The sequence below is a fragment of the Phycicoccus ginsengisoli genome (assembly GCF_054779295.1).
The window spans coordinates 1-24,931 of the sequence record NZ_BAAGYN010000007.1; the positions used below are offsets into that span (position 1 = coordinate 1).

General features: G+C 74.2%; 23 protein-coding genes and 1 rRNA gene. 20 read left to right on the forward strand and 4 right to left on the reverse strand.

Annotated elements, in window-relative coordinates; all coding sequences use genetic code 11:
• The 3 genes from rrf to ACYVDO_RS12805 form a co-directional block, all read left to right on the forward strand.
• Positions 1-82, forward strand: a 5S ribosomal RNA gene (gene rrf / locus ACYVDO_RS12795); the annotation flags it as partial.
• A 120-nt stretch (positions 83-202) separates the two neighbouring features.
• Complete coding sequence (locus tag ACYVDO_RS12800; RefSeq protein WP_460936433.1) at positions 203-1,246, forward strand: tetratricopeptide repeat protein; 1,044 nt, start codon at positions 203-205, stop codon at positions 1,244-1,246.
• Positions 1,247-2,260, forward strand: coding sequence for an HAD-IIA family hydrolase (locus tag ACYVDO_RS12805; RefSeq protein ID WP_460936435.1), 1,014 nt, complete (start codon positions 1,247-1,249; stop codon positions 2,258-2,260).
• Positions 2,261-2,332: 72 nt separating this feature from the next.
• On the opposite strand, the gene ACYVDO_RS12810 is transcribed toward ACYVDO_RS12805, so the two are convergent.
• Positions 2,333-3,250: a hypothetical protein gene (locus ACYVDO_RS12810; protein WP_460936437.1), complete on the reverse strand. Its 918-nt coding sequence runs from the start codon at positions 3,248-3,250 to the stop codon at positions 2,333-2,335.
• Here ACYVDO_RS12810 and ACYVDO_RS12815 point away from each other — a divergent pair, their 5' ends adjacent.
• The 16 genes from ACYVDO_RS12815 to ACYVDO_RS12890 all read left to right on the forward strand — a co-directional run bounded on the left by ACYVDO_RS12815 (position 3,251) and on the right by ACYVDO_RS12890 (position 19,512).
• Positions 3,251-3,562 (forward strand): hypothetical protein, encoded by a 312-nt coding sequence (locus tag ACYVDO_RS12815; RefSeq protein ID WP_460936439.1) that lies wholly within the window; start codon positions 3,251-3,253, stop codon positions 3,560-3,562.
• Positions 3,559-4,365, forward strand: coding sequence for a TlyA family RNA methyltransferase (locus tag ACYVDO_RS12820; protein WP_460936441.1), 807 nt, complete (start codon positions 3,559-3,561; stop codon positions 4,363-4,365). Before ACYVDO_RS12815 ends, ACYVDO_RS12820 begins: the two co-directional genes overlap by 4 nt.
• A 16-nt stretch (positions 4,366-4,381) precedes the next feature.
• Entirely contained in the window at positions 4,382-5,359 is a 978-nt protein-coding gene (locus ACYVDO_RS12825; protein ID WP_460936444.1) for an NAD kinase, read from the forward strand.
• Positions 5,360-5,473: 114 nt separating this feature from the next.
• Positions 5,474-7,192: a DNA repair protein RecN gene (gene recN, locus ACYVDO_RS12830; RefSeq protein ID WP_460936446.1), complete on the forward strand. Its 1,719-nt coding sequence runs from the start codon at positions 5,474-5,476 to the stop codon at positions 7,190-7,192.
• Positions 7,193-7,277: 85 nt separating this feature from the next.
• Entirely contained in the window at positions 7,278-8,462 is a 1,185-nt protein-coding gene (gene steA / locus ACYVDO_RS12835) for a putative cytokinetic ring protein SteA (protein ID WP_460936448.1), read from the forward strand.
• Positions 8,459-9,397: a copper transporter gene (locus ACYVDO_RS12840; protein ID WP_460936450.1), complete on the forward strand. Its 939-nt coding sequence runs from the start codon at positions 8,459-8,461 to the stop codon at positions 9,395-9,397. Before steA ends, ACYVDO_RS12840 begins: the two co-directional genes overlap by 4 nt.
• Before the next feature lie 7 nt (positions 9,398-9,404).
• The gene (locus ACYVDO_RS12845; RefSeq protein ID WP_460936452.1) at positions 9,405-10,238 is read left to right on the forward strand and encodes a hypothetical protein; all 834 of its coding nucleotides are present in this window, start codon (positions 9,405-9,407) and stop codon (positions 10,236-10,238) included.
• On the forward strand, positions 10,235-11,914 hold the full coding sequence (murJ, locus tag ACYVDO_RS12850; protein WP_460936454.1) for a murein biosynthesis integral membrane protein MurJ: 1,680 nt from the start codon (positions 10,235-10,237) through the stop codon (positions 11,912-11,914). Before ACYVDO_RS12845 ends, murJ begins: the two co-directional genes overlap by 4 nt.
• Positions 11,911-13,032 carry a glycosyltransferase family 4 protein gene (locus ACYVDO_RS12855; RefSeq protein ID WP_460936456.1) on the forward strand — a complete coding sequence of 374 codons (1,122 nt, stop codon included), beginning with the start codon at positions 11,911-11,913 and terminating at the stop codon, positions 13,030-13,032. The genes murJ and ACYVDO_RS12855 overlap by 4 nt, the downstream gene beginning before the upstream one ends.
• A gap of 11 nt (positions 13,033-13,043) precedes the next feature.
• A complete protein-coding gene (locus tag ACYVDO_RS12860) occupies positions 13,044-14,750 on the forward strand; it encodes a CTP synthase (protein WP_460936458.1) in 1,707 nt (568 codons plus the stop codon).
• Positions 14,751-14,753: 3 nt separating this feature from the next.
• Entirely contained in the window at positions 14,754-15,386 is a 633-nt protein-coding gene (locus ACYVDO_RS12865) for an NUDIX domain-containing protein (protein WP_460936460.1), read from the forward strand.
• Between the two features lie 84 nt (positions 15,387-15,470).
• Positions 15,471-16,190, forward strand: a complete 720-nt coding sequence (locus ACYVDO_RS12870; protein WP_460936462.1) for a VOC family protein — start codon at positions 15,471-15,473, stop codon at positions 16,188-16,190.
• Positions 16,187-16,672 (forward strand): YchJ family protein, encoded by a 486-nt coding sequence (locus ACYVDO_RS12875; RefSeq protein ID WP_460936464.1) that lies wholly within the window; start codon positions 16,187-16,189, stop codon positions 16,670-16,672. Before ACYVDO_RS12870 ends, ACYVDO_RS12875 begins: the two co-directional genes overlap by 4 nt.
• A gap of 117 nt (positions 16,673-16,789) precedes the next feature.
• Entirely contained in the window at positions 16,790-18,619 is a 1,830-nt protein-coding gene (aspS, locus tag ACYVDO_RS12880; RefSeq protein ID WP_460936466.1) for an aspartate--tRNA ligase, read from the forward strand.
• The gene (locus tag ACYVDO_RS12885) at positions 18,619-19,074 is read left to right on the forward strand and encodes a helix-turn-helix domain-containing protein (protein WP_460936468.1); all 456 of its coding nucleotides are present in this window, start codon (positions 18,619-18,621) and stop codon (positions 19,072-19,074) included. Before aspS ends, ACYVDO_RS12885 begins: the two co-directional genes overlap by 1 nt.
• A gap of 9 nt (positions 19,075-19,083) precedes the next feature.
• Positions 19,084-19,512 (forward strand): VOC family protein, encoded by a 429-nt coding sequence (locus tag ACYVDO_RS12890; protein ID WP_460936470.1) that lies wholly within the window; start codon positions 19,084-19,086, stop codon positions 19,510-19,512.
• 84 nt (positions 19,513-19,596) lie between these two features.
• Here ACYVDO_RS12890 and ACYVDO_RS12895 read toward each other — a convergent pair whose 3' ends face one another.
• The 3 genes from ACYVDO_RS12895 to ACYVDO_RS12905 all read right to left on the reverse strand — a co-directional run bounded on the left by ACYVDO_RS12895 (position 19,597) and on the right by ACYVDO_RS12905 (position 23,489).
• The gene (locus ACYVDO_RS12895; RefSeq protein WP_460936472.1) at positions 19,597-20,415 is read right to left on the reverse strand and encodes an alpha/beta fold hydrolase; all 819 of its coding nucleotides are present in this window, start codon (positions 20,413-20,415) and stop codon (positions 19,597-19,599) included.
• A gap of 75 nt (positions 20,416-20,490) precedes the next feature.
• Positions 20,491-21,270, reverse strand: coding sequence for a GNAT family N-acetyltransferase (locus tag ACYVDO_RS12900; RefSeq protein WP_460936475.1), 780 nt, complete (start codon positions 21,268-21,270; stop codon positions 20,491-20,493).
• Complete coding sequence (locus ACYVDO_RS12905; RefSeq protein WP_460936477.1) at positions 21,267-23,489, reverse strand: MMPL family transporter; 2,223 nt, start codon at positions 23,487-23,489, stop codon at positions 21,267-21,269. The genes ACYVDO_RS12900 and ACYVDO_RS12905 overlap by 4 nt, the downstream gene beginning before the upstream one ends.
• 97 nt (positions 23,490-23,586) lie before the next feature.
• Between ACYVDO_RS12905 and ACYVDO_RS12910 the strand changes: the two genes are divergently transcribed.
• On the forward strand, positions 23,587-24,921 hold the full coding sequence (locus ACYVDO_RS12910) for a replication-associated recombination protein A (RefSeq protein WP_460936857.1): 1,335 nt from the start codon (positions 23,587-23,589) through the stop codon (positions 24,919-24,921).
• Positions 24,922-24,931: the final 10 nt, after the last annotated feature.

The following is a 24,931-nucleotide window of genomic DNA, read 5'->3' on the forward strand; positions in this document are numbered from 1 at the left end:
CATTCCGAACCCGGAAGCTAAGCCCTTCAGCGCCGATGGTACTGCACTGGTGACGGTGTGGGAGAGTAGGACGCAGCCGAACATACTTCACGCATAAGGGCCACCCCACCGGGTGGCCCTTTTGCATTCACCGGCCCCGCGGTGCGCCGCCGCGGTGGGTCCGTAGACTTCCGACCGACCCGCACCACCGAGGAGTGTCCCCGTGTCCGAAGACCAGAACGGCCGTTCCGGCCAGAGTCGTCGCCCGTCGTCAGCTGGTGGCCCCCGAGGCTCGAGCGGACAGGGCGGAGGCCGCGGGTTCTCCGGTGGCGGCGCCGGCGGCCGTGGCGGGCGCCCAGCTGGCGCCGGCCGGGGGGCGGACCAGGGTGGTGGCCGTGGTGGCGCCGCTCGAGGCGGCCGCCCGGAGCGCGGTGGCCAAGGCCGCGGTGGCCAGGACCGCGGTGGCCAGGACCGCGAGCGTGGGGCCGGGACGTTCGACAACTCCGAGCGGCGCGGCGGCCCACGCCTGGCGCCGAAGAAGCCGAAGCTGCCCGAGCCCCGCATCGCCGAGGGAGTCACGGGCAAGGAGCTGGACCGCACCGTGCACCAGCAGCTGCGCACCCTGAGCAAGGAGAACGCCGAGGGTGTGGCCCAGCACCTCGTCATGGTGGCCGCGCTGATCGAGGCCGAGGACTACGAGGGGGCCGAGGCGCACGCCGAGACTGCCGTCCGCCGAGCCGGGCGCGTCCCCGCGGCCCGGGAGGCGCTGGGCATGGTGGCCTACCGCAAGGGGGAGTGGGCCCGAGCCCTGAGCGAGTTCAGGACGGTGCGGCGCCTCAGCGGCTCCTCGCACCTCCTGCCCCTCATGGTCGACTGCGAGCGGGGGCTGGACCGACCCGAACGTGCCCTCGAGCTGGCGTCGTCGCCCGAGGCCAGGACGCTCGCGGTCGAGGACCGCGTGGAGCTGGCGATCGTCGTCTCGGGGATCCGTCGGGACCTCGGGCAGCTCGATGCCGCGCTCCTCGCCCTGGAGATCCCGCAGCTGCGCGGCTCCTCGCGCAAGCCCTGGGCGGCACGCCTGTCGTACGCGTACGCCGAGGCGCTGCTCGCCCTCGGCCGGCGTGAGGAGGCGCGGGACTGGTTCGCCAAGGCCGTGGCGGCGGACGACGAGCTCGAGACCGATGCCGCGGACCGCCTGGCCGAGCTCGACGGGGTGGTCCTCACCGACCTGCTCGACGGCGAGGACGAGGACGAGGTGCAGCCCTAGGTGGCGGCACTCGTCGACCGGTACGCGGGGGTCGTCTGCGACCTCGACGGAGTGGTCTACCGCGGCCCGGAGGCCGTCGACCACGCGGTGGCCGCCCTCTCGGCGCTCCCCGTCCCTGTCGTCTACGCGACCAACAACGCCTCCCGCCCTCCGGGGGACGTGGCGGCGCACCTCACGGACCTGGGCCTGCCCGTGACCGACCGTGACGTCGCGACCAGCGCCCAGGCGGGGGCTGCGGAGCTGGCCTCCCGCCTGGGCGCTGGGGCGACCGTCCTGGCGGTCGGCGGGGAGGGCGTGCGTGAGGCGTTGGGGGACAACGGCTTCCGGGTGGTGACGGGGGAACAGCTCGGAGCCGACCCGGCCAGACGCGTCGCCGGGGTGCTCCAGGGCTACGGCCCTGCCGTCACGGCCGCCGACCTCGCGGAGGCCTCGTATGCCGTGGCCGCCGGAGCCGTCTGGGTCGCCAGCAACATGGACGAGACGCTCCCGACGCACCGGGGCACCGCGCCGGGGAACGGCATGCTGGTCGCGGCGGTCCGGCGAGCGGTCGGCAAGGACCCGGTCGTGGTGGGCAAGCCGTACGCCCCGCTCTACGAGCTGTGTGCACGGCGCCTCGGCACGGCGCCGCGAGCCCTGCTGGCGGTGGGGGACCGGCTCGACACCGACATCGCGGGTGCCGTGGCCGCGGGCCTCGACTCCGTGCTGGTGCTCACCGGGGTGGACTCGGTGCGGTCCCTGGCCCTGGCTCCGCGCGCACACCGTCCCACCTACCTGCTGCCCGATCTTCGGGACCTCGCCGAGGGGTATGTGCCGGCGGAGACCGACCACACGTGGTGGGCCTGCGGTGCGGATCGCCGGAGGATCGTCGACGGCGGCTGGGAGGTAGCAGCGCAGGGCAGCGCGATCGAAGCGGCTCGGGCCGGGATCGCGTGCCTGCACCAGGCCCTGGACGACGACGCCATCGACGCCGCGACCGCCGACGGGCTCGCCGCGCAGCTGGACGAGTGGCAGTAGCGTGAGCCATGACGGGCGACCAGGCCCCGTCCCGGCCAGGAGGACCACGATGGCTTTCGAATCCGTACGCAGCTACGTCCAGCTCGCCAGCGGGCTCGGGGAGATGACGAAGGCGCGCGCCCTGGAGGCGGCGCAGGGCCTGCTCGCACTTCCGGGAGCCGACGAGGTGACCCGGCGCGCGGTACAGGCCTCGACACTGGCCGACCAGCTGTTGGAGGCGGCCAAGGCCAACAGGGACAACCTCGTCGCGCTCGTCCAGGCCGAGGTCGAGGCGGCGCTCAAGCGCGCCGATGTCGCGCGGCTCGCGGACGTGGAGGCGGCCCGGGCGTCCCTGGCGGCCCTGACCCACGAGCTGGCCGACCTGCGCTCGACGATGCTCGCGGCCGGCGTGTCCGCCGTGAGCACCGCCTCACGGTCGCCGCTCGGGACCCGGGGCCGTGCTGCCACCGGCGCGGTCAGCACTCGGGCGAGCCAGGCTGCCGACGAGGCCCTGAGCCGGTTCGCAGCGACGCCGACCGCACCTGTCGGCGCGGCGGTGTCGTCGGCCGGGTCGGAGCCCACAGCAGCCGCCGCCTCCGCGAGGAAGTCCGCCGCAAAGAAGTCGACACCGAAGAAGTCGACAGCGAAGAAGTCCACGGCCACCGTGAAGAAGGCGACGGCGAAGAAGTCCGCGCCCAGGAAGACCACGGCGACGAAGACCGCCGACCAGAACGGGGCCGCGAAGACGGCCGCCTCCTCGAGCTCGTCGGGCGGGGCAGGGACCGGGTCGACGACCTCGACGACGACAAAGGCCACGGCCAGGAAGTCTGCGGCCAGGAAGTCTGCGGCGAAGAAGGCGACGGCGAAGAAGTCGACCGCGAAGAAGGCCACGGCCAGGAAGTCCGCCGCGAAGGAGGCGACGGCGAAGAAGTCGACGGCCAGGAAGTCCGCCGCCTCGTCGTCGAACGGGTCGACGCCGGCGAGCTCCAGCACTGCGGCGAAGGCGACCACGTGAGCCAGCCCGCCGACCCCACCCACGTCCACCAGGGCGACGCCGCGACGCAGGACGACGGCGCCGCGCGTTCCGCGGACGACGCTCGCGACTCCCGCCACGCCTCCACCCCGGCGCCCGTGCCGGCGCCCCGGCCGGCCGCGCCGGCCCGCGAGGGCCTCGGCGACCGTGCCACCGGCGACATCGTCATCGACTCGGCCCTGCAGGACCTGCGTGACGCCCCGACCGAGGACCTCGACGCGCAGATCGAGGCGGGCCGGCGCGTCCACCGCACGCTGCAGGGTCGCCTCTCCGACCTCGGCGGCGAGTGACCGGCTCCGCCCGGCTCGACGTCGAGCTCGTCCGCCGCGGCCTGGCCCGCTCCCGCGGGCACGCCCGAAGCCTCGTCGAGGAGGGGCTCGTGAGCGTCGACGGGCATCCCGCCACCAAGCCGTCGACGCCGACCACCGTCGACCAAGCCGTGGAGGTCCGGGCCGCCGGACCACGCTGGGTGGGCCGGGCGGCATACAAGCTCGTCGGTGCCCTCGAGGCGTTCGGTCCGCGCGGTCTCCTGGTGCAGGGGCGCCGGTGCCTCGACGTGGGGGCCTCCACCGGAGGCTTCACCCAGGTGCTGCTGCACCACGGGGCGGCGCACGTCGTGGCCCTCGACGTCGGCCACGACCAGCTGGTGGCGGAGGTGGCGGACGACCCGCGGGTGACCGAGCGTTCGGGCACCACCGTCCGCGGACTGGGTCCCGACGACATCGGGGGACCGGTCGACGTCCTGGTGGCGGACCTGAGCTTCATCTCCCTGACCCTCGTCCTGCCCGAGCTGCGCGGGCTGCTGCGCGACAGCGGCGACGCCGTCGTCCTGGTCAAGCCCCAGTTCGAGGTGGGCCGCACCCGCCTGGGCAAGGGTGGCGTGGTCCGAGACCAGGGCGACCGCGCGTGGGCGGTCACCGAGGTGGCCCGGGCTGCGATCGAGGCGGGGCTGCACCCCAAGGGCCTCGTGGCCAGCCCCGTCGTCGGCACGGAGGGCAACGCCGAGTACCTCCTCTGGCTGACCCCCCGAGCCGCCGAGTCGATGGGATGGCAGGCTCTGGTGAGGGCGGCCGACGAGGTGAGCGCCCCGTGAGCGCGAAGGGAGCCCCGTGAGCACCGCACAGCACCGCAGCATCCTGCTCGTCGCCCACCCACGGCGGCAGGAGGCCACGGCCGTCGCCCGCGGGGTCGTCGAACGCCTGCACGACGCCGGGATCGGCGTCGTCATGGCGCGCGAGGAGGTCGACGCCCTCGGGCTGTCCAGCCACGACGGCGTGACCGTGGCCGAGGGTGGCAACCCCGCCGTGGGCTGCGAGCTGGTGTGCGTCCTGGGCGGCGACGGCACCATCCTGCGCGGGGCGGAGGTCTCCCGCGGCAGCGGTGCTCCTCTGCTCGGCGTCAACCTCGGGCACGTGGGGTTCCTCGCCGAGGCCGAGCGCGAGGACATCTCGGCGACGGTCGAGCACATCGTCAAGCGCAGCTACACGGTCGAGGAGCGGATGACCCTCGACGTGACAGCCCACGTCGACGGGACCCCGGTGTACAGCAGCTGGGCGCTCAACGAGGTCACCGTCGAGAAGGCGAACCGCGAGCGGATGCTCGAGATCGTCGCCGAGATCGACGGTCGGCCGCTCACGACCTGGGGGTGCGACGGTGTCGTCGTCGCCACCCCGACCGGTTCCACGGCGTATGCCTTCTCGGCGGGCGGGCCGGTGGTCTGGCCCGACGTCGAGGCCCTGCTGCTCGTGCCCATCAGCGCGCACGCCCTCTTCGCCAGGCCGCTGGTCGTCGGCCCGAACTCACACCTGGCCCTCGAGGTCGTGCAGGACACCCTCGGCACCGGCGCCCTGTGGTGCGACGGCCGCCGTGCGGTGGACCTGCCTCCGGGAGCGCGCATCGAGGCGGTCCGCTCGGCCACGCCGGTGCGGCTCGCGCGGCTGAGCACCTCGCCGTTCACCGACCGGCTCGTGGCCAAGTTCGACCTGTCCGTCCACGGGTGGCGGGGCGAGGCCAGGCGCGACGAGGCGCGGAGGACGCAGGCAGCACGCTCCGCGCTCGGCGTGCCCGCACCACCCCCGCGCGCCTGACCCTGGGCACCATCCCGCGCGCCTGACCGGCGGCGCGGCTCGTGCGGACGCGCGGCGGCGACGCCACCGACCGCCTGCCGGACGGCGTCGGCACTGCGTGAGAGGCTGGGCCCCGTGCTCCAGGAACTGCGGATCCAGCGACTCGGCGTCATCGACGACGCCGTGCTGGACCTGCACCCCGGGCTCAACGTCGTCACCGGTGAGACCGGCGCCGGCAAGACCATGGTCGTGACCGGGCTCGGCCTGCTGCTCGGTGCCCGATCCGATGCGGGGCTGGTGCGCTCGGGGGAGGCCAACGCCGTCGTCGAGGGACTCGTGGACGTGCCGGTCGACCACCCCGCCGCGGTGCGCGCCGCCGAGGCCGGCGCCGATGTCCGCGAGGGGCTCGTGCTCGTCCGCTCGGTGAGCGCCGAGGGCCGGTCGCGCGCCCACGTGGGCGGGCGCAGTGCGCCGGTGGGGGTGCTGGCCGAGGTGGGGGAGCACCTCGTCGCCGTGCACGGACAGGCCGACCAGTGGCGGCTGCGCCAGAGCGACCAGCACCGGGCGGTGCTCGACACCTTCGGGGGCCGGGCCGTGCGCGAGGCCGCCGACGCGTACACCGAGGTCTACGACCGGCACGAGGCCGCCGTCCGCGAGCTCGCCGAGCTGCGCCGCCAGGGCCGCGAGCGCGCGCAGGAGATCGAGGTCCTCGAGCACGGACTCACCCAGCTCGAGCAGCTCGACCCCCAGCCGGGGGAGGACGCCGACCTCCGGGTCGAGGACGAGCGGCTCAGCCACGCCGAGGGGCTGCGGACCGCGTCCACCCTGGCGCTCGTCCACCTCGCCGGGGACGAGGAGTACGCCGCCGAGCCGGCCCCGAACGCGATGGCCGCCGTGGCGGCCGCGCGCCAGGCCCTGGCCGGCGAGGTCGAGCACGACCCGGCCCTGCGCGAGCTCGACCGACGGCTCGCCGAGGTCGGGTACCTCGTCGGTGACCTCGCCGCGGACCTCAGCTCGTACGTCACCGACGTCGACGTCGACCCCGGTCGGCTGACCTTCGTGCAGCAGCGGCGGGCGGACCTGACCGCCCTGACGCGCAAGTACGGCGAGACCATCGACGACGTGCTCGAGTGGGGCCGCACGGCGGCCCGGCGCCTGGACACGCTGCTCGGGTCGGACTCGCGGATCGAGGAGCTCGAGCACCTCGTCGAGGAGCTCGGCACTCGGCGCGAGGCGGCCGCCGCCGCCCTGACGGCCACCCGGACCACGGCTGCGGCCGAGCTCGCCGAGGCCGTCACTGCCGAGCTCGCGCACCTGGCCATGGGGTCGGCCACCGTCGAGGTCCGGGTGTCGCCGCGTGCCGCCGGCCCCGCCCGGCACGGCGCCGACGACGTCGAGGTGATGCTCGCCGCCAACCCCGGGGCGCCCGCCCGCACCGTCACCAAGGCCGCGTCCGGTGGTGAGCTCTCGCGCGTCATGCTCGCGCTCGAGGTCGTCACCGGGGCGTCCGGCGGCGTCGACGTGCCCACGTTCGTCTTCGACGAGGTCGACGCCGGGGTCGGTGGGGCGGCTGCCCTCGACGTGGGGGCCCGGCTCGCCGCCCTCGCCCGGCACGCCCAGGTGGTGGTCGTCACGCACCTGCCGCAGGTCGCGGCGTACGCCGACCGCCACCTCGTCGTCCGCAAGGCCAGCGACGGGCACATCACCTCCAGCGGCGTGCACCCGGTCGAGGGCGAGGAGCGGCTGCGCGAGCTGGCCCGCATGATGGCCGGCGTCGACACGGGCACCTCGCTCGAGCACGCCCGGGAGCTCGTCGAGCAGACCACCGCACGACGGGCCGCGGCCACGGGCTGACCGCCCCCGGGCGAGCGCGAGACACCCCACACTCCCCGCGTGGGGCGCACGGCCGGTCACTTCCCCCATGGGAGGATGAATCTCGATGCCACTGAAGATCCCGCGCCAGCGTGCCCGCGTCCCCGACAGCCCGGGGGTCCGCGGGCCGGTCCGCGTCGACGCCCGCACCAAGAACCTCACCAAGCGGCTGCGGCCCGGCGAGATCGCCGTCATCGACCACCAGGACATCGACAAGGTGAGTGCCGAGGCCCTGCTGGCCTGCCGGCCGGCCGCCGTGGTCAACGCCTCGCCGTCCATCAGCGGCCGCTACCCCAACCTCGGCCCGGAGATCCTCGTCGAGGCGGGCATCCCGCTGGTCGACAACGTCGGCCGCGACGTGATGCACGACCTGCACGAGGGGCAGCAGGTCCGCGTCGACGGTGGGGAGGTCTGGGTCGAGGACCGGGTCGTGGCCCGCGGCCAGGCCTTCGACGAGGAGCTCGTGCAGGCCGCGATGACCGAGGCCCGCGCGGGGCTCGCCGTGCAGCTCGAGGCGTTCGCGGCGAACACAATGGAGTACCTGCGGCGCGAGCGTGAGCTGCTGCTCGACGGTGTGGGCGTCCCGGACATCACCACCGAGCTCGACGGCCGCCACGCGCTCATCGTGGTGCGCGGGTACCACTACAAGGAGGACCTCAAGACCCTCCGCAGCTACATCCGCGAGTACCGGCCCGTCCTCGTCGGCGTCGACGGCGGCGCCGACGCCCTCATCGAGGAGGGGCTCAGGCCCGACCTGATCGTCGGCGACATGGACTCGGTCTCGGACGCCGCGCTGCGGTGCGGGGCCGAGATCGTCGTCCACGCCTACCGCGACGGCAACGCCCCCGGCCTGGAGCGCGTGCGCCGCCTCGGGGTGGAGCCGGTGGTGTTCCCGGCGACCGGCACCAGCGAGGACGTCGCGATGCTGCTCGCCGACGACAAGGGCGCCGAGCTCATCGTGGCGGTCGGCACGCACGCCACGCTCGTGGAGTTCCTCGACAAGGGCCGCAGCGGCATGGCGAGCACCTTCCTCACCCGGCTTCGGGTCGGCGGGAAGCTGGTCGACGCCAAGGGCGTGAGCCGGCTCTACCGGTCGCGGATCTCCAACCTCACCCTCATCGTCATGCTCCTCGTGGGCCTCAGCGCTCTCTTCGCGGCGCTGTGGTCGACGACCGGCGGCCGTGCCCTGCTCCAGGTGGTCGCGGCCCGCTGGGATGACCTCTGGTCCTTCGTCGTAGGAACTGTCACGTGATCGACTTCCGCTACCACCTCGTCTCCATCGTCTCGATCTTCCTGGCCCTCGCCGTGGGGATCGTGCTCGGTGCCGGCCCCCTCAAGGAGGACCTGGGCAACACGCTGACGTCGGAGGTGAAGAACCTGCGCACCGACAAGGCCGCGCTGCGCACCGAGCTCGATGCGGCGGAGAAGGCCGCCCAGGCGCGCGACGACTTCACCGAGGCGAGCAACCGCAGCCTGCTGGCCGGCCGGCTCACCGACACCACGGTCAGCGTGGTCGTCCTGCCGGGTGCTGACCAGGGCGTGGTCAAGTCCACGAGCGCGACCCTGGCCTCGGCCGGTGCGAAGATCGGGTCGACCGTCACCGTGCAGGACGCGTGGGTGGACCCGGCGAAGGCGCAGTTCCGTGCCACCCTCGGCTCGCAGCTGGCCGGGGTCGTCGGGGTACCCGTCGACGAGGGTGGCGGCGACGTCGTCAACGCCGTGCTCGCGCGCTCGGTCCTGACCAAGGCCGGGTCGACGAGCCAGGGGGCACGCGCGGCCCTGGAGTCGCTGCGGACCGGCGAGCTGGTGAAGTACTCCGGCACGGTCGTCCCCTCGACCGTCGCCGTCGTCGTGGCCGGCCCGGTCAGTGGTTCGAGCGCGCAGGATCGCACCAACAGGGCGACCGCCCTCGCCGCCCTCGCCGGAGCCCTGGACGATGCCGGCGCCGGCGCGGTGGTCGTCGCGCCGTCCCTCGACCCCAAGGCCACCGGTGTCGCGTCCGTGGTCACCACGGTCCGTGCCGACGGCGACCTCGCCAAGCAGGTGTCGACCGTGGACGACGTGGACCTGCCGATGGGGCAGGCCAGCGTGGTCTTCGCCCTCCTCGAGCAGGAGGCCGGGCGGGCTGGCCAGTACGGCCTGGCCTCCGATGCCGCCGCCGCTTTCCCACAGCTGGCGACGAAGTAGGGCGCGGATGCGACCGCTGGTCCCCGGCCTCCTCCCCGGTGCCGTCGCGGGTGCCGCCGCTGCCCTGGCCCTGCGCGCCCTGCGTGCGGCGCCACCCGGGGGACGCACCGTCTGGGAACGCACCAACCACGCCGGACGCACCGTGACGCTGCTCGAGGGCCCGGCGTATGCCGTGGGTGCCGCCACGGGCGCGGCGCTGGTGGGCGGCGGTGCGGCGCCGGTGGTCGCCACGGCAGCGTCCGCGGCGCTCGGGGCGCTCGACGACCTGCAGGGTGACGCGTCCAGCAAGGGCCTGCGCGGCCACCTCGGCGCCCTGGTGCGCGGCCAGGTCACGACCGGCGCGGTGAAGGTCCTCGGCCTCGCGGCCACCGGGCTCGTGGCCGCCGGGCTCGTGGACCGCACCTCACGCCGAGGTCCCGGCGGAACCACGGCACCCACCGCTCTCGACACCCTGGTCGGGGGCGCGGTCGTGGCCGGCACGGCCAACCTGCTCAACCTGCTGGACCTGCGCCCGGGCCGGGCCCTGAAGGTCACCCTCGCCCTCGGCGCAGTGGTTGCCGCCAGGCCGCGGTCCGCCGTGACAGGTGCGGCCGCCGCCGGGGCCGCGCTCGGGCTGCTGCGGCCCGACCTGGCGGGCGAGTCGATGCTCGGCGACACCGGCGCCAACGCCGCCGGGGCGCTGCTGGGCACCGCCCTGGTCCAGGCCACCGGACGACGCGGACGGTGGGCCGCCCTGACGGCCCTGGTCGCCCTCACCCTCGCCTCGGAGAAGGTCTCCTTCACCCGGGTCATCGAGTCGACCCCGGTCCTGCGCGAGCTGGACGCCCTGGGCCGCCGATGAGCCCGGGCTCCGTCGGGACCTCCATCGCCCGCGCGGCCGGCCTGATCGCGGTCGCGACGCTGCTCAGCCGGCTGGCCGGCTTCGCCCGGACCCTCGTCTTCTCCCAGAACGTCGGGACGACCAGCGTCGGCGACGTCTACCAGACGGTGAACCTCGTCCCCAACGTGGTGTACGAGGTGGCCGCCGGCGGCGTCCTGGCCGCCGTCGCGGTGCCCCTCATCGCGGGCCAGCTCGGGCTCGGGCGCGACCGCGAGGCGGACCAGACCGCGTCCGCCCTCCTCTCGTGGGCCGTGGTGGTGCTGCTGCCGCTGAGCCTGCTCCTGGTGCTCCTGGCGCCGTGGCTGAGCCGGGCCCTCCTGGGTGCCGACGCCACCGGCCCGGAGGCGGCGCTCGGGCGGCACATGCTCGTGCTGTTCGCCCCCCAGGTGCTGCTCTACGGCGTCGGCATCGTGCTCAGCGGCGTGCTCCAGGCGCACCGCCGGTTCCTCGCCGCCGCCCTGGCCCCGCTGCTGTCGAGCCTCGTCGTCATCGCGGCCTACCTCACGTACGGACAGATGGTCGACCGCGCGGTGACGACGGCGGCCACCGTCAGCGACGGCGCCGTCTGGGTGCTCGCCGGCGGCACGACCCTCGGGGTGGTCGTGCTCAGCCTGCCGCTCCTCGTCCCGACCCTGCGCGCGGGGGTCCGCCTGCGCGCCACACTCCGCTTCCCCGACGGCGCCGCCCGGCGCGCCCGGTCCCTGGCCGGCGCCGGACTGGTCGCGCTCCTGGCGCAGCAGGGCGCCGTCGTCGCGACCTTGTGGGTCACGCACCACCGCACCGACGCGGTGGGCGCCGTCAACGTGTACTCCTACGTCCAGGCCGTCTACCTGCTGCCGTATGCCGTGCTCGCCGTCCCGATCGCGACCTCCGCGTTCCCGGCGCTCGCGCACACGGCGGCCGCCGAGGGGGCCGACGCGCAGCTCCTGCCCGGGACGGCGGCGCGGGACACCCTCGCCCGCAGCCTGCGAGGCATCCTGCTGCTCGTGTCGGGTGCCGTGGCGGTGCTGATGTCCGTCGCCCAGCCGGTGGGCGAGTTCTTCCGCTCGATCGACCCCGGCGCCCGCGGTGCGGGTGCCGGCGGGCGCGGTGCGGGGGCCGAGGCGCTCGCCGCGCTCCCGGGCGCCCTCTCGGCCTATGCGCCAGGGGTGGTGGGCTTCGCCGTGGCGGCGCTGCTCACGCGGGCCCTCTACGTCAGGGGGCGACCCCTCCATGCGGCCCTCGCCGTGGCGGCGGGGTGGGCCGTGGCTGCCCTGGGCCCGATAGCGCTGCTGCGCGAGGGCTCCAGCGCCGCCGCCACCCTGGGCGTCCTCGGGGTGTCCTCGACGGTGGGGATGACCCTCTCGGCCGCGGTCCTGGCCCTGCTCGTGCGCCGAGCCTGGGGGCCGGAGGCGCTCGCTGGCAGCGGACGCACCCTCGGCGCGGCCCTCGTCGGTGTCGCCGTCGGGCTCGCCGTCGGGGACGCCACGGCCCGGTCGATGCAGCCGGTGGGTGTGCTGTCGGCGGTCGCGACCGGGCTGGCCGTCGCGGTGGTCAGCGGCTTGTCCTACCTCGCAGTGATGACGGTGGGCGACCGGCGGTCGATGAAGGCCCTGCGCGAGCGGGGCCGTCGCCGGCGTCGCGGGGGCACCGCGTGAGGGTGGTGCAGCTGCTCGGGCGGAGCACCGGCGGCATCGGCACCCACGTCGTGCAGCTGGCCGCCGACCTGCGCGACCTCGGCGACGAGGTCGTCGTCGTCACCGACGGGCTGACCGCCCGGACCTTCGACCTGACCGGCGCCGTGGTGGCGTGGCCGGGGAGGGGGACCGGACCCGTCGCCTCGCTGGCGGCCCTGCGCGCGATCCGGCGCACCGCGGCGTCCGCCGACGTGCTGCACGCCCACGGCCACCAGGCCGGGCTGGTCGCGGTGGTCGCCACCCTCGGCACGCGCACCCCGGTGGTGGTCAGCCAGCACAACGCCGTCCTCGCGGGCGGAGGCCGCAAGCGCGTGCTCGACCTCGCCCAGCGCCTCGTGGCACGTCGGGCCGACCTCGTCACCGGAGCCAGCAGCGACCTGGTCGACGAGGCGCGCCGGCACGGCGCCCGTGACGCCCGGCTGGCGCCCGTCCCCTCGCCCAGGGTGCCCCGGCTGCTGGCCGAGGAGCCGCCCGTCGAGGCCCAGCGCCGACGAGCCGTCCGCGAGCTGCTGCGGGACACCGGGATCGACGCGGCAGGCGACCCCCGGCTGGTCCTCACCATCGCGCGCATCGCCCCGCAGAAGGACCTCGAGACGCTCGTCGACGCCTCCCACGCCTCCCACGCCTCCGTGCCCCACGCCCTCTGGGTCGTCGTCGGGGGAGGCGACGAGCCCCTGCTCGCACGGCTCTCCCAGCGAGCCGGACGCGCGGGCGACCCCATCCACTTCGCGGGACCCCAGGCGGACCCCGACCGGTGGCTGCGGGCCGCCGAGGTCTTCGTGCTGACCTCCCGCTGGGAGGCCCGGGCCCTCGTCGTGCAGGAGGCCATGGCGGCGGGTGTCCCCGTGGTGGCCACCGACACCGGCGGCCTGCGCGACCTCGTCGAGGGGGTGGGCACGCTCGTCCCGGTGGGCGACGCGGCGGCGGTCGCGGGGGCGGTCACGGCCTACCTCACCGACCCGGAGGCACGGTCGGCAGCCTCTGCCGCGGGCCGGGTGAGGGCCGCATCGTGGGACGACGGCGAGCAGACGGCGCGCCGGTGGCGGGAGTGGTACCGGGCGCTGCTCCCGATGACGTAGGCTTGAACCCCGTGGTGGAGCAGACGAAACACATCTTCGTGACCGGGGGCGTTGCCTCTTCGCTCGGCAAGGGGCTCACGGCCTCCAGCCTCGGACATCTGCTCCGGGCGCGCGGGTTGCGGGTCACGATGCAGAAGCTCGATCCCTACCTCAACGTGGACCCGGGCACCATGAACCCGTTCCAGCACGGCGAGGTGTTCGTCACCGACGACGGGGCCGAGACCGACCTCGACATCGGCCACTACGAGCGGTTCCTCGACGTCCCGCTCGTCGGCAAGTCCAACGTGACGACCGGCCAGGTGTACAGCGACGTCATCGCCAAGGAGCGCCGGGGCGAGTACCTCGGCGACACGGTCCAGGTGATCCCGCACATCACCAACGAGATCAAGGCCCGGATGCGCGCGCAGGCGGCCGGCAGCGAGGGCGTCAGCAGCGCCGACGCGCCGGACGTGATCATCACCGAGATCGGCGGCACCGTCGGCGACATCGAGTCCCTGCCCTTCCTCGAGGCGGCCCGCCAGGTGCGCCACGACGTCGGCCGCGACAACGTCTTCTTCCTGCACGTCTCGCTGGTGCCGTACCTCGCCCCGAGCGGTGAGCTCAAGACCAAGCCGACCCAGCACTCGGTCGCCGCCCTGCGCCAGGTCGGCATCCAGCCCGACGGGCTCGTGCTGCGCGCCGACCGCGACATCCCCGACGGCATCAAGCGCAAGATCTCGCTCATGTGCGACGTCGACACCGAGGCCTGCGCGGCCTGCGTCGACGCCCCGAGCATCTACGACATCCCCAAGGTCCTGCACAAGGAGGGCCTGGACGCCTACGTCATCCGCCGCCTCGGGCTGCCGTTCCGGGACGTCGACTGGCACGACTGGGACGAGCTGCTCCGCCGGGTGCACAACCCCGAGCACCAGGTCGAGATCGCCCTGGTCGGCAAGTACATCGACCTGCCCGACGCCTACCTCTCGGTCACCGAGGCGCTGCGGGCGGGTGGCTTCCACCACGACGCGAAGGTGAAGATCCGCTGGGTCGCCAGCGACGAGTGCCAGACCGAGCTGGGTGCCCAGAAGGCGCTCGGCGGGGTCGACGCGGTGCTCGTCCCGGGCGGGTTCGGGGTGCGCGGCATCGAGGGCAAGGTCGGCGCGCTGCGCTGGGCCCGCGAGCGCCAGGTGCCGACCCTCGGCATCTGCCTGGGCCTGCAGTGCATGGTGATCGAGTACGCGCGGAACGTCGCCGGCATCGAGGGCGCGAGCTCGACCGAGTTCGACCCGCAGTCCCCGGCGCCGGTCATCGCGACCATGGAGGAGCAGAAGGCGTTCGTCGAGGGCGCCGGCGACCTCGGCGGCACCATGCGGCTCGGCGCCCAGGAGGCCACCCTGCTCGACGGGTCCGTCGTCGCCGAGGCGTACGGCGCCACGACCGTCTCCGAGCGCCACCGCCACCGGTACGAGGTCAACAACGACTACCTCGACCAGCTGACCCGGGCCGGCCTCGTCGTGAGCGGGACCCACCCCGAGTGGGGCCTCGTGGAGTTCGTCGAGCTCGACCGTGACGAGCACCCGTACTACGTCGCGACCCAGGCGCACCCGGAGTTCAAGTCGCGGCCGCACCGCGCCCACCCGCTCTTCGCCGGGCTCGTGGGCGCCGCCCTCGACGCGCAGCGGGCCTCGCGGCTCGTCGAGGTCGAGCGGCCCAAGGTCGCCGCCGACGCGAACGCCTGACGCGTGAGGGAGCAGCTGGCCGACCGGTTCGAGGGCCGGCCCGTCGTCGCCACCGAGGTCGCGATGGAGGGCCTGGTCTGGGACGTCGTGCGGGACCGGGTCGACCTCGGCGACGCCGGCGAGGTCACCCGCGAGTACGTCCGCCACCCGGGCGCGGTCGCCGTGGCCGCGCTCGACGACGAGGGCCGGGTCTGCGTGATCCAGCAGTACCGCCACCCGGTGCGCGCCTTCGAGTGGGAGGTCCCGGCCGGCCTGCTGGACGTCGATGGTGAGCCGCCCCACCTCGCGGCAGCCCGCGAGCTGCACGAGGAGGCCGACCTCACCGCCCGCACGTGGCACGTCCTCGCCGACTACGTCAGCTCGCCCGGTGGGCTCGACGAGGGCCTGCGCATCTTCCTCGCCCGTGACCTGGCGGTCGTGCCGGACCACGAGCAGCACGAGCGGGACGGCGAGGAGCTGGGTATGCCGGTGCGCTGGGTGCCGCTGGAGGAGGTGCGCGACGCCGTGCTCGCGGGGCGCGTGCACAATGCGACCCTGGCGATCGCTGCGCTGGCCGCGCTCGCGGCCCGCGACCTCGGGTGGGCCACGCTGCGCCCCGCCGACGCACCCTGGCCCGGCCACCCCGGTCGGCGCTGACGACCCTCCACGCTGACCGTCCTCCACGCCGGTCGGCGTGCGCGCGGCCCGCACGTACGCGGTCCTGCCCCTAGTCTCGAGGACATGTTCCTGGAGAACGTCGTCGTCGACGCCACCGACCCCCGGCGCCTCGGGCGCTTCTGGGAGGCGGCCCTCGGCGGCCGGACCCTCACCGACGAGCCCGAGGGCTACGAGACCCGCCTGGCGCTCGAGGACGGGCCGGTCCTCGACCTGTGCCTGCAGCGGGTCCGGTCCCCGACCACCGAGCCCCCGCGCGTGCACCTCGACCTGCACGGCGGCAGCGACCGCGACGCGGTGGTGCGGCGGGTGCTCGAGCTCGGCGCCAGCCCCCTCGACATCGGCCAGGGCGACGTGCCCTGGGTGGTCCTCGCCGACCCCGAGGGCCACGCCTTCTGCGTCATGGAGGAGCGGGCGGCCTACCGCGACACCGGCCCGGTGGCCGCGATCGTGGTCCGGGGCGACGACCCTCGGCGGGACGCCGCCTTCTGGTCCGAGGCCTCCGGGTGGCAGGAGTACGACGGCGTCGCACCCGTCTCGCTGCGCCACCCGTCCGGCCGGGGGCCCGTCCTGGAGTTCTTCGGCGACGCGGCGCCCAAGACGGGGAAGAACCGGATGCACCTGGACCTGCGGCTGGAGCCGCACGACGACCGGGACGCCGTCGTGGCGCGCTTCGAGGAGCTCGGCGCCCGTCCCGTCGAGCACGACTGGGGCGACCTGCCGTGGACGCCGTTCACCGACCCGTCGGGCAACGAGTTCTGCCTGCTGCCGGTGGCGACGCAGTGAGCGTCTTCGGTGCCACGGCGGTCCCGGGCCCGTGCCCGTGCGGCAGCGGGCAGTACTACGAGGCGTGCTGCGGTGCGCTGCACCGCGGCGAGCGCGAGGCGCTCACGGCCGTCGAGCTCATGCGCTCGAGGTATGCCGCGTACGTGCTGGGCGACGAGGCATACCTCCTGCGCACCTGGCACCCGCGCACGAGGCCTCAGGACCTCGGGCTGGGCCGGGCCGGCACGCCGCGCTGGCTCGGGCTCACCGTCGTGGCCACGGCCGACGGGAACGAGGGGGACCAGGTCGGCGAGGTCGAGTTCGAGGCCCGGCACGTGGGCGGGGTGCTGCGCGAGCGCAGCCGCTTCACCCGGCGGGCCGGTCACTGGGTGTACGTCGACGGCACGGTCGAGGAGACGGGCGACCCGCCCGGTGGCGAGGGTTCCGGTGCGGGGGACGACCCGGCTGCGGACCCGGACGGCGGGGCGGACCAGGAGGGCTGAGCCGGCCCGGGGGCTGCGGGAAACCGGTTCGTCGGCCTGAGTGCGCGGTCCGTAGGATGGGCCGGGCTGCCGGGCGTTCCCGGCGCCCGACCCCCGCCCCGATCGAAGGACTTCCTCGTGCTCCGCACCCATGAGGCCGGCACCCTGCGTGCCGGCCACTCCGGCCAGACCGTCACGCTCACGGGCTGGGTGGCCCGGCGGCGCGATCACGGCGGAGTGGCCTTCCTCGACCTGCGCGACGCCAGCGGCGTGGCCCAGGTGGTGGCGCGCGACGAGGTGCTCGCGGAGGGCGGAGCCCACGACCTGCGCAACGAGTACTGCGTGCGTGTCGTGGGCGAGGTGCGCACGCGCCCCGAGGGCAACGCCAACCCCGAGCTGCCCACGGGTGAGATCGAGGTCATCGCGAGCTCGATCGAGGTCCTCAACCCCAGCGCGCCGCTGCCGTTCCAGATCGACGAGCGCGTCACGGTCGGCGAGGAGGCGCGCCTCAAGCACCGCTACCTGGACCTGCGCCGCCCCGGCGCCTCCTCGGCGGGCTCGGCGATCCGGCTGCGCTCGAAGGTCAACGCGGCCGCCCGTCGCGTGCTCGGCGACCGTGACTTCGTGGAGATCGAGACCCCGACGCTGACGCGGTCGACGCCCGAGGGGGCGCGCGACTTCCTCGTGCCGGCGCGCCTGGCGCCGGGCTCGTGGTACGCCCTGCCGCAGAGCCCCCAGCTGTTCAAGCAGCTGCTCATGGTCGCCGGGATGGAGCGGTACTACCAGATCGCGCGCTGCTACCGGGACGAGGACTTCCGCGCCGACCGCCAGCCCGAGTTCACCCAGCTCGACATCGAGATGTCGTTCGTCGAGCAGGACGACGTGCTCGAGCTGGGCGAGGCCGTGGTCAAGGAGGTCTGGCAGCTCATCGGCGTCGACCTGCCCACGCCGTTCCAGCGGATGACCTACGCCGAGGCGATGGAGCGGTTCGGCACCGACAAGCCCGACTTGCGCTTCGGGAACGAGCTCGTCGACTGCACCGACTACTTCCAGGACACGCCGTTCCGCGTGTTCCAGGCCGAGTATGTCGGTGCGGTGGTCATGCCCGGCGGCGCCTCCCAGCCGCGCAAGCAGCTCGACGCCTGGCAGGACTGGGCCAGGAGCCGCGGCGCCAAGGGCCTGGCCTACGTGCTCGTGCAGGAGGACGGCTCGCTCGGCGGCCCGGTCGCCAAGAACCTCACCGACGCCGAGCGCGACGGCCTCGCCGCCCAGGTCGGTGCGAAGCCGGGGGACTGCGTGTTCTTCGGCGCCGGGTCCACGCGCTCCAGCCGTGCGCTGCTCGGTGCCGCGCGGCTCGAGATCGGCCGGCGCTGCGGGCTCATCGACGAGGACGCCTGGTCCTTCCTCTGGGTCCTCGACGCACCGCTGTTCGAGCCGTCGTCCGAGGCCGTGGCCGCGGGCGACGTCGCGGTGGGTGCGGGCGCGTGGACCGCGGTCCACCACGCGTTCACCTCGCCGAAGAAGGAGTTCGAGGACACCTTCGACACCGACCCCGGGCCGGCCCTCGCGTACGCCTACGACATGGTCTGCAACGGCAACGAGATCGGCGGTGGCTCGATCCGTATCCACCGCCGCGACGTGCAGGAGCGGGTCTTCAAGGTCATGGGCCTGTCGCAGGAGGACGCGCAGGAGAAGTTCGGCTTCCTGCTCGACGCGTTCCAGTACGGCGCCCCGCCGCACGGCGGCATCGCCTTCGGCTGGGACCGCATCGTCTCGCTGCTGGCGCACACCGAGTCGATCCGCGACGTCATCGCCTTCCCGAAGTCCGGTGGCGGCTACGACCCGCTGACCGCTGCGCCGGCGCCGATCACGGCCGAGCAGCGCAAGGAGGCCGGGGTCGACGCGAAGCCGGCCGACAAGGCCCCCGCGCCCCAGGGCGCCGACGAGGTCGACCCCGAGCAGAGCTGATGGACCGCGCGCCCGGCGACGTGCTCGTGCACCTGCGCCGGGCGCGCGACCACGCCGACCGCCACTACACCGAGCCGATCGGGCTCGAGGAGCTCGCGGCGGTGGCCGGGCTGAGCAAGTACCACTTCCTGCGGCTCTTCCGCGCGACCTACGGCCGCACGCCCGCGGCATACCTCAGCGAACGGCGGGTCGAGCGCGCCCAGGACCTGCTGCGCGCCACCAACCTCACGGTGACCGAGGTCTGCCACGCCGTGGGGTACAGCAGCCTCGGCTCGTTCAGCAGCCGGTTCCGCGCGGTGGTGGGCGAGAGCCCCAGCGAGTTCCAGCGCCGGTATGCCGCGGGCGCCCCGCACATCCCGGGGTGCTACGTGTTCATGTGGGGCCTGGCCGAGCGCAGCCGCGACCCGGCGACCTCCGCAATCGAGGAGAAGCAGCCGGGGCGGCACCACTCCTAGGCTCGCCGCATGATCACGAACATCAGCATCGTCAGCGTCTTCGTCAAGGACGTGGACGAGTCCAAGACGTTCTACACCGACGTCCTGGGCTTCGAGGAGAAGGACGACATCACCCTCGGCGAGGGCTACCGGTGGTGCACGGTGGTGCATCCCAGCCAGCCGGAGCTGCAGGTGCACCTCGCGGTGCCGGGTCCGCCACTGGCGCCGGAGCTGGTCGAGGCGATCCGCCGGTCCCAGGACCAGGGCGGCATGAACGGCGTCGGGCTCAACGTGGACGACTGCCAGAAGACCTACGAGGAGCTGTCGGCCAAGGGCGTCGAGTTCATGCAGCCGCCGTCGCAGCGGCCCTACGGCACGGAGGCGCTGTGCCGGGACAACTCCGGCAACTGGCTCGTCCTCGTGCAGCCCAGCGAGGACACCCCGGCCGACTTCGCCTGAGCGGGGTCGCGCCGGTCCCCGGCCGGACGCGACGGTGCCGTCCGCTCGCAGCAGCGGACGGCACCCCCTGCGTGGGGTGGGCGGCTACTTCTCCAGGAAGGCCAGCAGGGTGCGGTTGAACTCCTCGCTGTGCGAGACGTTGAGCCCGTGCGGCCCGTCCGCGACGACGTGCAGCTCGCTGCCGGCGACGGCCTCGTGGGTGCGTCGGCCGGACAGCTCGAACGGCACGATGCCGTCGGAGTCGCCGTGGACGACGAGGGTCGGCACGGTCACCTTCGCCAGGTCGTCGCGGAAGTCGGTCACCCAGGTCGCGATGCACTGGGCCGCGGCCTCGGGGTCGGCCTGCGCGGCGAGGCCGAGGGCCTCCTGGCGCTGGGACTCGGTGACCTTGAGGTCGTCCCCGGCGCTGAAGAACCCGGTCAGGAACCCGTCGAAGAAGGCCGGCGGGTCCGTGCGCAGGTCTGCCTGCATGGACGCGACGGTCCCCAGGTCCAGGCCGCCGTCGGGGTGGTCGTCGGACTTGAGCAGGAACGGCGGGATCGCCGCGGCGAAGACGGCGCTGTGGACGCGGTCCTGGCCGTGCCTGCCGAGGTAGCGGGCCACCTCGCCGCCGCCCATCGAGAACCCGACCAGGCTGACGTCGCTCAGGTCGAGCGCCTCGAGCACGGCCTGGAGGTCGTCGGCGAAGGTGTCATAGTCGTAGCCGTCGCCCGGCTTGCCGGACTGGCCGAACCCGCGGCGGTCGTAGGTCACGACGCGGTAGCCGGCGCCGGTCAGGGCCGGCACCTGCTCCGACCACGAGGCACCACTGAGCGGCCAGCCGTGGATCAGGACGACCGGACGGCCGTCACCGCCGGTGTCCTCGACGTGGAGCTCGACCGAACCGTTGGTCACACTGGGCATCTCAGTCCTCTCGTCGGTGGAACCGTCGGGACGAATGTAGGCACGGGGCCGTGCACTCCGCACGCCCGAGCCGGGTCAGGCGCCCGGTGCGCCGACCAGTCCCCGGCTCGACCACTCGTGGACGTCGCCGTAGCCCAGACCGCGGTACAGCCGTCGGGCCACGGTGTTGTGCGCGTACATGCCGAGGGTGCAGACACCCGACTCGGCGACGGCCTCGCGGGTCAGGCGTGCGGTGACGGCAACTCCCAGTCCGGTGCCGCGGCTGCTCGCCGCGACGGTGATGCCGGCGAGCACGGGGGCACCGGACAGACCGGGCTCCCGCACGCCGCAGGCGAGCAGCCCGTCGCCCGCGCGGACCCCGACCCAGTGCTGGCCCGGGTGCTCGAAGGGGCGAGCGTCGGTGTTCGGGTTGGCCGCCGCCAGCAGGTCACGGATCGCCGGTTCGTCGGCCGTGGACAGCGCCTCGAGCCGGGACTCCGCCGGCACCTCGGGCGGGGCAGTGCTGGTGCACATCCACTCCCAGTCGTTGCCCTCGCCGAGCGGCAGCCGGCCTGCGACTGCCTGGAGGGACCCACGCTGCACCGTCACCGACGCGAGACCCTCCGGCAGGACGTCACCGAAGACCAGGGCGTCGACCAACGGGCCGGCGTCGTCCGGCGGCCCCAGGACGAGCAGTCCCAGCCCGCGCGTGTGCGTCCGACGGGGGACGGCCACGGCCGCCCCGAGCGCGTAGGCCGGGCCCTCGAGCGCGTGGGGGAGGTCGTGGCGCACGAACGCGCTCCCACCCGTGGCGGCGAGGAGCTCCGCGTGGCTGTGCAGCGAGGTCGCTCCCGGCGCGTCGACGGGCGGTCTCACTCCGTGATCCCGAAGCGGGCGTGCAGGCGCCGCAAGCGCGCCGGCGCCCACCAGTTCCAGTCGCCGAGCAGCGTCATCGTGGCCGGCACCAGCAGCATGCGCACGAGCGTCGCGTCGATGGCCACGGCCGTCGCCAGCCCGACGCCGGTCTCCTTGATGACCAGCAGCTTGCCGGCCGCGAACCCGGAGAACACGATGACGACGAGCAGGGCCGCCGAGGTGATGATCCGCCCCGACCGCTGCAGGCCGACGACCACGGAGTCGTCGTTGGAGTAGCCGCGTTCGTGCAGCTCGACGATCCGCGAGAGCAGGAAGACCTCGTAGTCCATCGACAGGCCGAAGCCGAACGCCAGGATGAGCAGCGGGATGGTGGACTCGATCGCGCCCACCGAGGAGAACCCGAGCAGCCCCTCGAGGTGGCCGCGCTGGAACACCAGGACCAGCACCCCGAGCGAGGCCCCCAGCGAGACGACGTTGAGCAGCAGGGCCTTGACCGGGATGACGACAGAGCCGGTCATGAGGAACAGGAGCACGAGCGTCGCCAGGGCGACGAGCGCGAAGGCGTACGGAGCCCGTGCCACCATCGAGTCGGTGAAGTCGGTGAGGCCGCTGGCCTGGCCGACCACCCAGGTCGGGAAGCCGGGGGAGGCCGCGCGCAGCTGCGTGGTCAGCGCCCGGGCCGGGTCGTCCAGCGCCGCGCCGGGGACGTCGAGGCTCACGGTGGCGAGCCCGTCACCGATGTCCTTGACGGCACGGACCCGGCCGCCGTCGGGGAGCCGGAGGTCCCCGGCATACCTCTGCACCTGCGCCAACGGGGCCTGGGCGACGACGACGACGTCGGCGCCGCCGAGCTGCGGGTAGTCCTTCGCCAGCCCCTCGAAGAACTGCCGCTGGCTGCTGCTCGTGGGCAGCAGCTGCTCCCCGGAGGAGGTCAGCCGCAGGTCGAAGGCGGGCAGCGCCAGGGCGACGAGCGCCGCGAGGACCACGGCGATGATCGGGATGGGGCGACGGTGCACCCACTGGGCGAGGCGGGAGAACACGCCGTGCTCGGGGGCGGTCTCGGTGCCGCGGCGCAGCAGCCGGCGGGCGCCGAGCACGCACAGCGACGGGATGAGGGTCAGCGCGACGAGCATGGCGATGACCACCACGGACATGCCGGCGACGCCGATGCCCTTCATGATCTGGGCCTCGAAGACGAGCAGGCCGCCGAGCGAGATGGCGACGGTCAGGCCCGAGAAGACGACGGTGCGCCCGGCCGAGTCGACCGTGCGGGCGGCTGCCGCGCGGATCATCCCGGCGGGGATCTCGGCCGCTGGCATCCCCTGCGCGCGTGCCCGCAGCTCCTCCCGGAACCGGCTCACCACGAGCAGCCCGTAGTCGATGCACAGCCCCAGCCCGAGCACGGTGACGACGTTGACGGCCGTGGTGTCGAGGTCGATGAGGTAGGAGAAGCCGAGCAGGGAGGCGAGCGCCCCGGCGATCGACGCGACCGCTCCGGCGATCGGCATCCCGGCGGCGACGAAGCCGCCGAAGACGATGATCATCACGACGAAGCTGACCGGCAGGGCGATGCCCTCCCCGGTGCGCAGGTCGACCTCGAGCTGGCCGGTGATGGCGGTGATGAGGTCCGACAGGCCGCCCGCGCTGACCCGGGCACCAGGCGCGGCGGAGCGCACCGGGGTGAAGGCGTCGCGGACCTTCGCCTCCAGCTGCTTCTGCTGGGCCTTGCTCGGGTCGCCGGAGAAGGTCACGACCGTGACGAACCCACGCCCGGACGGGGACCCGCCCTCGAGCAGGGGCGCGGCGGCGGGGCCGGTGGGTCCCCCCGGGACGACGTAGGGGGAGGCGACGGAGGCGACTCCGGTCAGGCCCTTGAGGTCGGCGGCGGTGCGGGTGGCCGCCCTGGCGAGCGTGGGATCGGTGACGTCGACGCCGTCGACCCGGACCGTGTAGGTCGACAGCTGCGACTGTCCCTGTCGCACCAGCAGGTCGCGACCGGTGGTGTTCTGGCCCGCGACGGACGGCTCCCCGGTGCTGAGCCGGGCGAACAGCCGCTCGTTGCCGTAGGCCCCCAGCGCCGTGGCGAAGCCGAGCACGACGAGCACGACCCAGGTCGCGACCACGGTCTTCGGCCGGTGGGCCAGCGCCGAGCCGAGTCGGGACAGCAGCGACCGGGACCGGTCGGGGTGCAGGGTGCTGCGGGAGGGCGAGTCGGCCACGGGGGATAGCCTGCCACCCGTGGGAGGAGCGGCCGGAGAGGACCTGTTCGCCAGCGCGAGTGCTGCGCGTGGGGGCGTGGCCGGCGATGGTGACCGTATGCCGTCGGGAGCCGCCCTGCCTCCGCTCGCGGTCCGGATGCGGCCGCGCTCGCTGGAGGAGGTCCGCGGCCAGTCCGACGTCCTGCGCGCCGGCAGCCCGCTGCGACGTCTGATCGAGGGTTCGGGCGGCTCGGCCGGCCCCCTGTCGGCGATCATCTGGGGACCGCCGGGCACCGGCAAGACGACCCTCGCCCACCTCGTGGCCAACGCCGCCGATCGGCGGTTCGTGGAGCTCTCGGCCGTGACCGCGGGGGTGAAGGACGTGCGGGCGGTGATGGAGCAGGCGCTGCGCGACCGCGACATGTTCGACCGGCAGACCGTGCTGTTCCTCGACGAGATCCACCGCTTCACCAAGGCCCAGCAGGACGCCCTCCTGCCCGGTGTCGAGAACCGCCAGGTCATCCTCGTCGCCGCCACCACGGAGAACCCGTCGTTCTCCATCATCGCGCCGCTGCTGTCGCGCTCGATGCTGGTCACCCTCGGCCCGCTCACGGACGAGGAGGTCGCCGACGTCCTCACCGCCGCCCTCGTCGACGAGCGAGGGCTCGCCGGTGAGTACACCCTGGCCGACGACGCCCGGGAGCACCTCGTCCGGATCGCCGGTGGCGACGCCCGTCGCTCCCTCACCTCGCTCGAGGCCGCCGCCGGTGTCGCCCAGGACGGTGTCGCCCCCGGAGCCGAGGTCGACGGCCCGGTCGAGATCACCCTCGCGCACACCGAGCAGGCGGTGGCGCACGCGGCCGTCCGGTACGACCGCACGGGCGACCAGCACTACGACGTCGCCTCCGCCCTCATCAAGTCGATGCGCGGCTCCGACGTCGACGCGGCCCTGCACTACCTGGCCAGGATGCTCGAGGCGGGCGAGGACCCGCGGTTCATCGCCCGCCGCATCGTCATCTCGGCCTCCGAGGACGTGGGCCTGGGCGACCCGACCGCGCTGCAGACGGCGGTCGCCGCGATGCACGCCGTCGCCCAGATCGGGATGCCGGAGGCACGGATCATCCTGGCCCAGGCAGTCGTGCACAACGCGCTCGCCCCGAAGAGCAACGCGGCCTACACCGGCATCAACGAGGCCATCGCGGACGTGCGGGCAGGCAAGGGCGGCCTGGTGCCCCCGCACCTGCGCGGCAGCGGGTACGCCGGCGCGACCCGCCTCGGGCACGGGGCGGGGTACGTCTACGCCCACGACGAGCCCGACGGCGTCGCCCGGCAGGCGTACCTGCCGGAGGACCTGCAGGGGCGCACCGACTACTACCGGCCCACGGACCGGGGCTTCGAGGCGAGGCTGCAGCAGCGCTGGGAGTGGCTCAAGGAGCGCGTCCGCGGCAGCTGAGCGCGTCGGC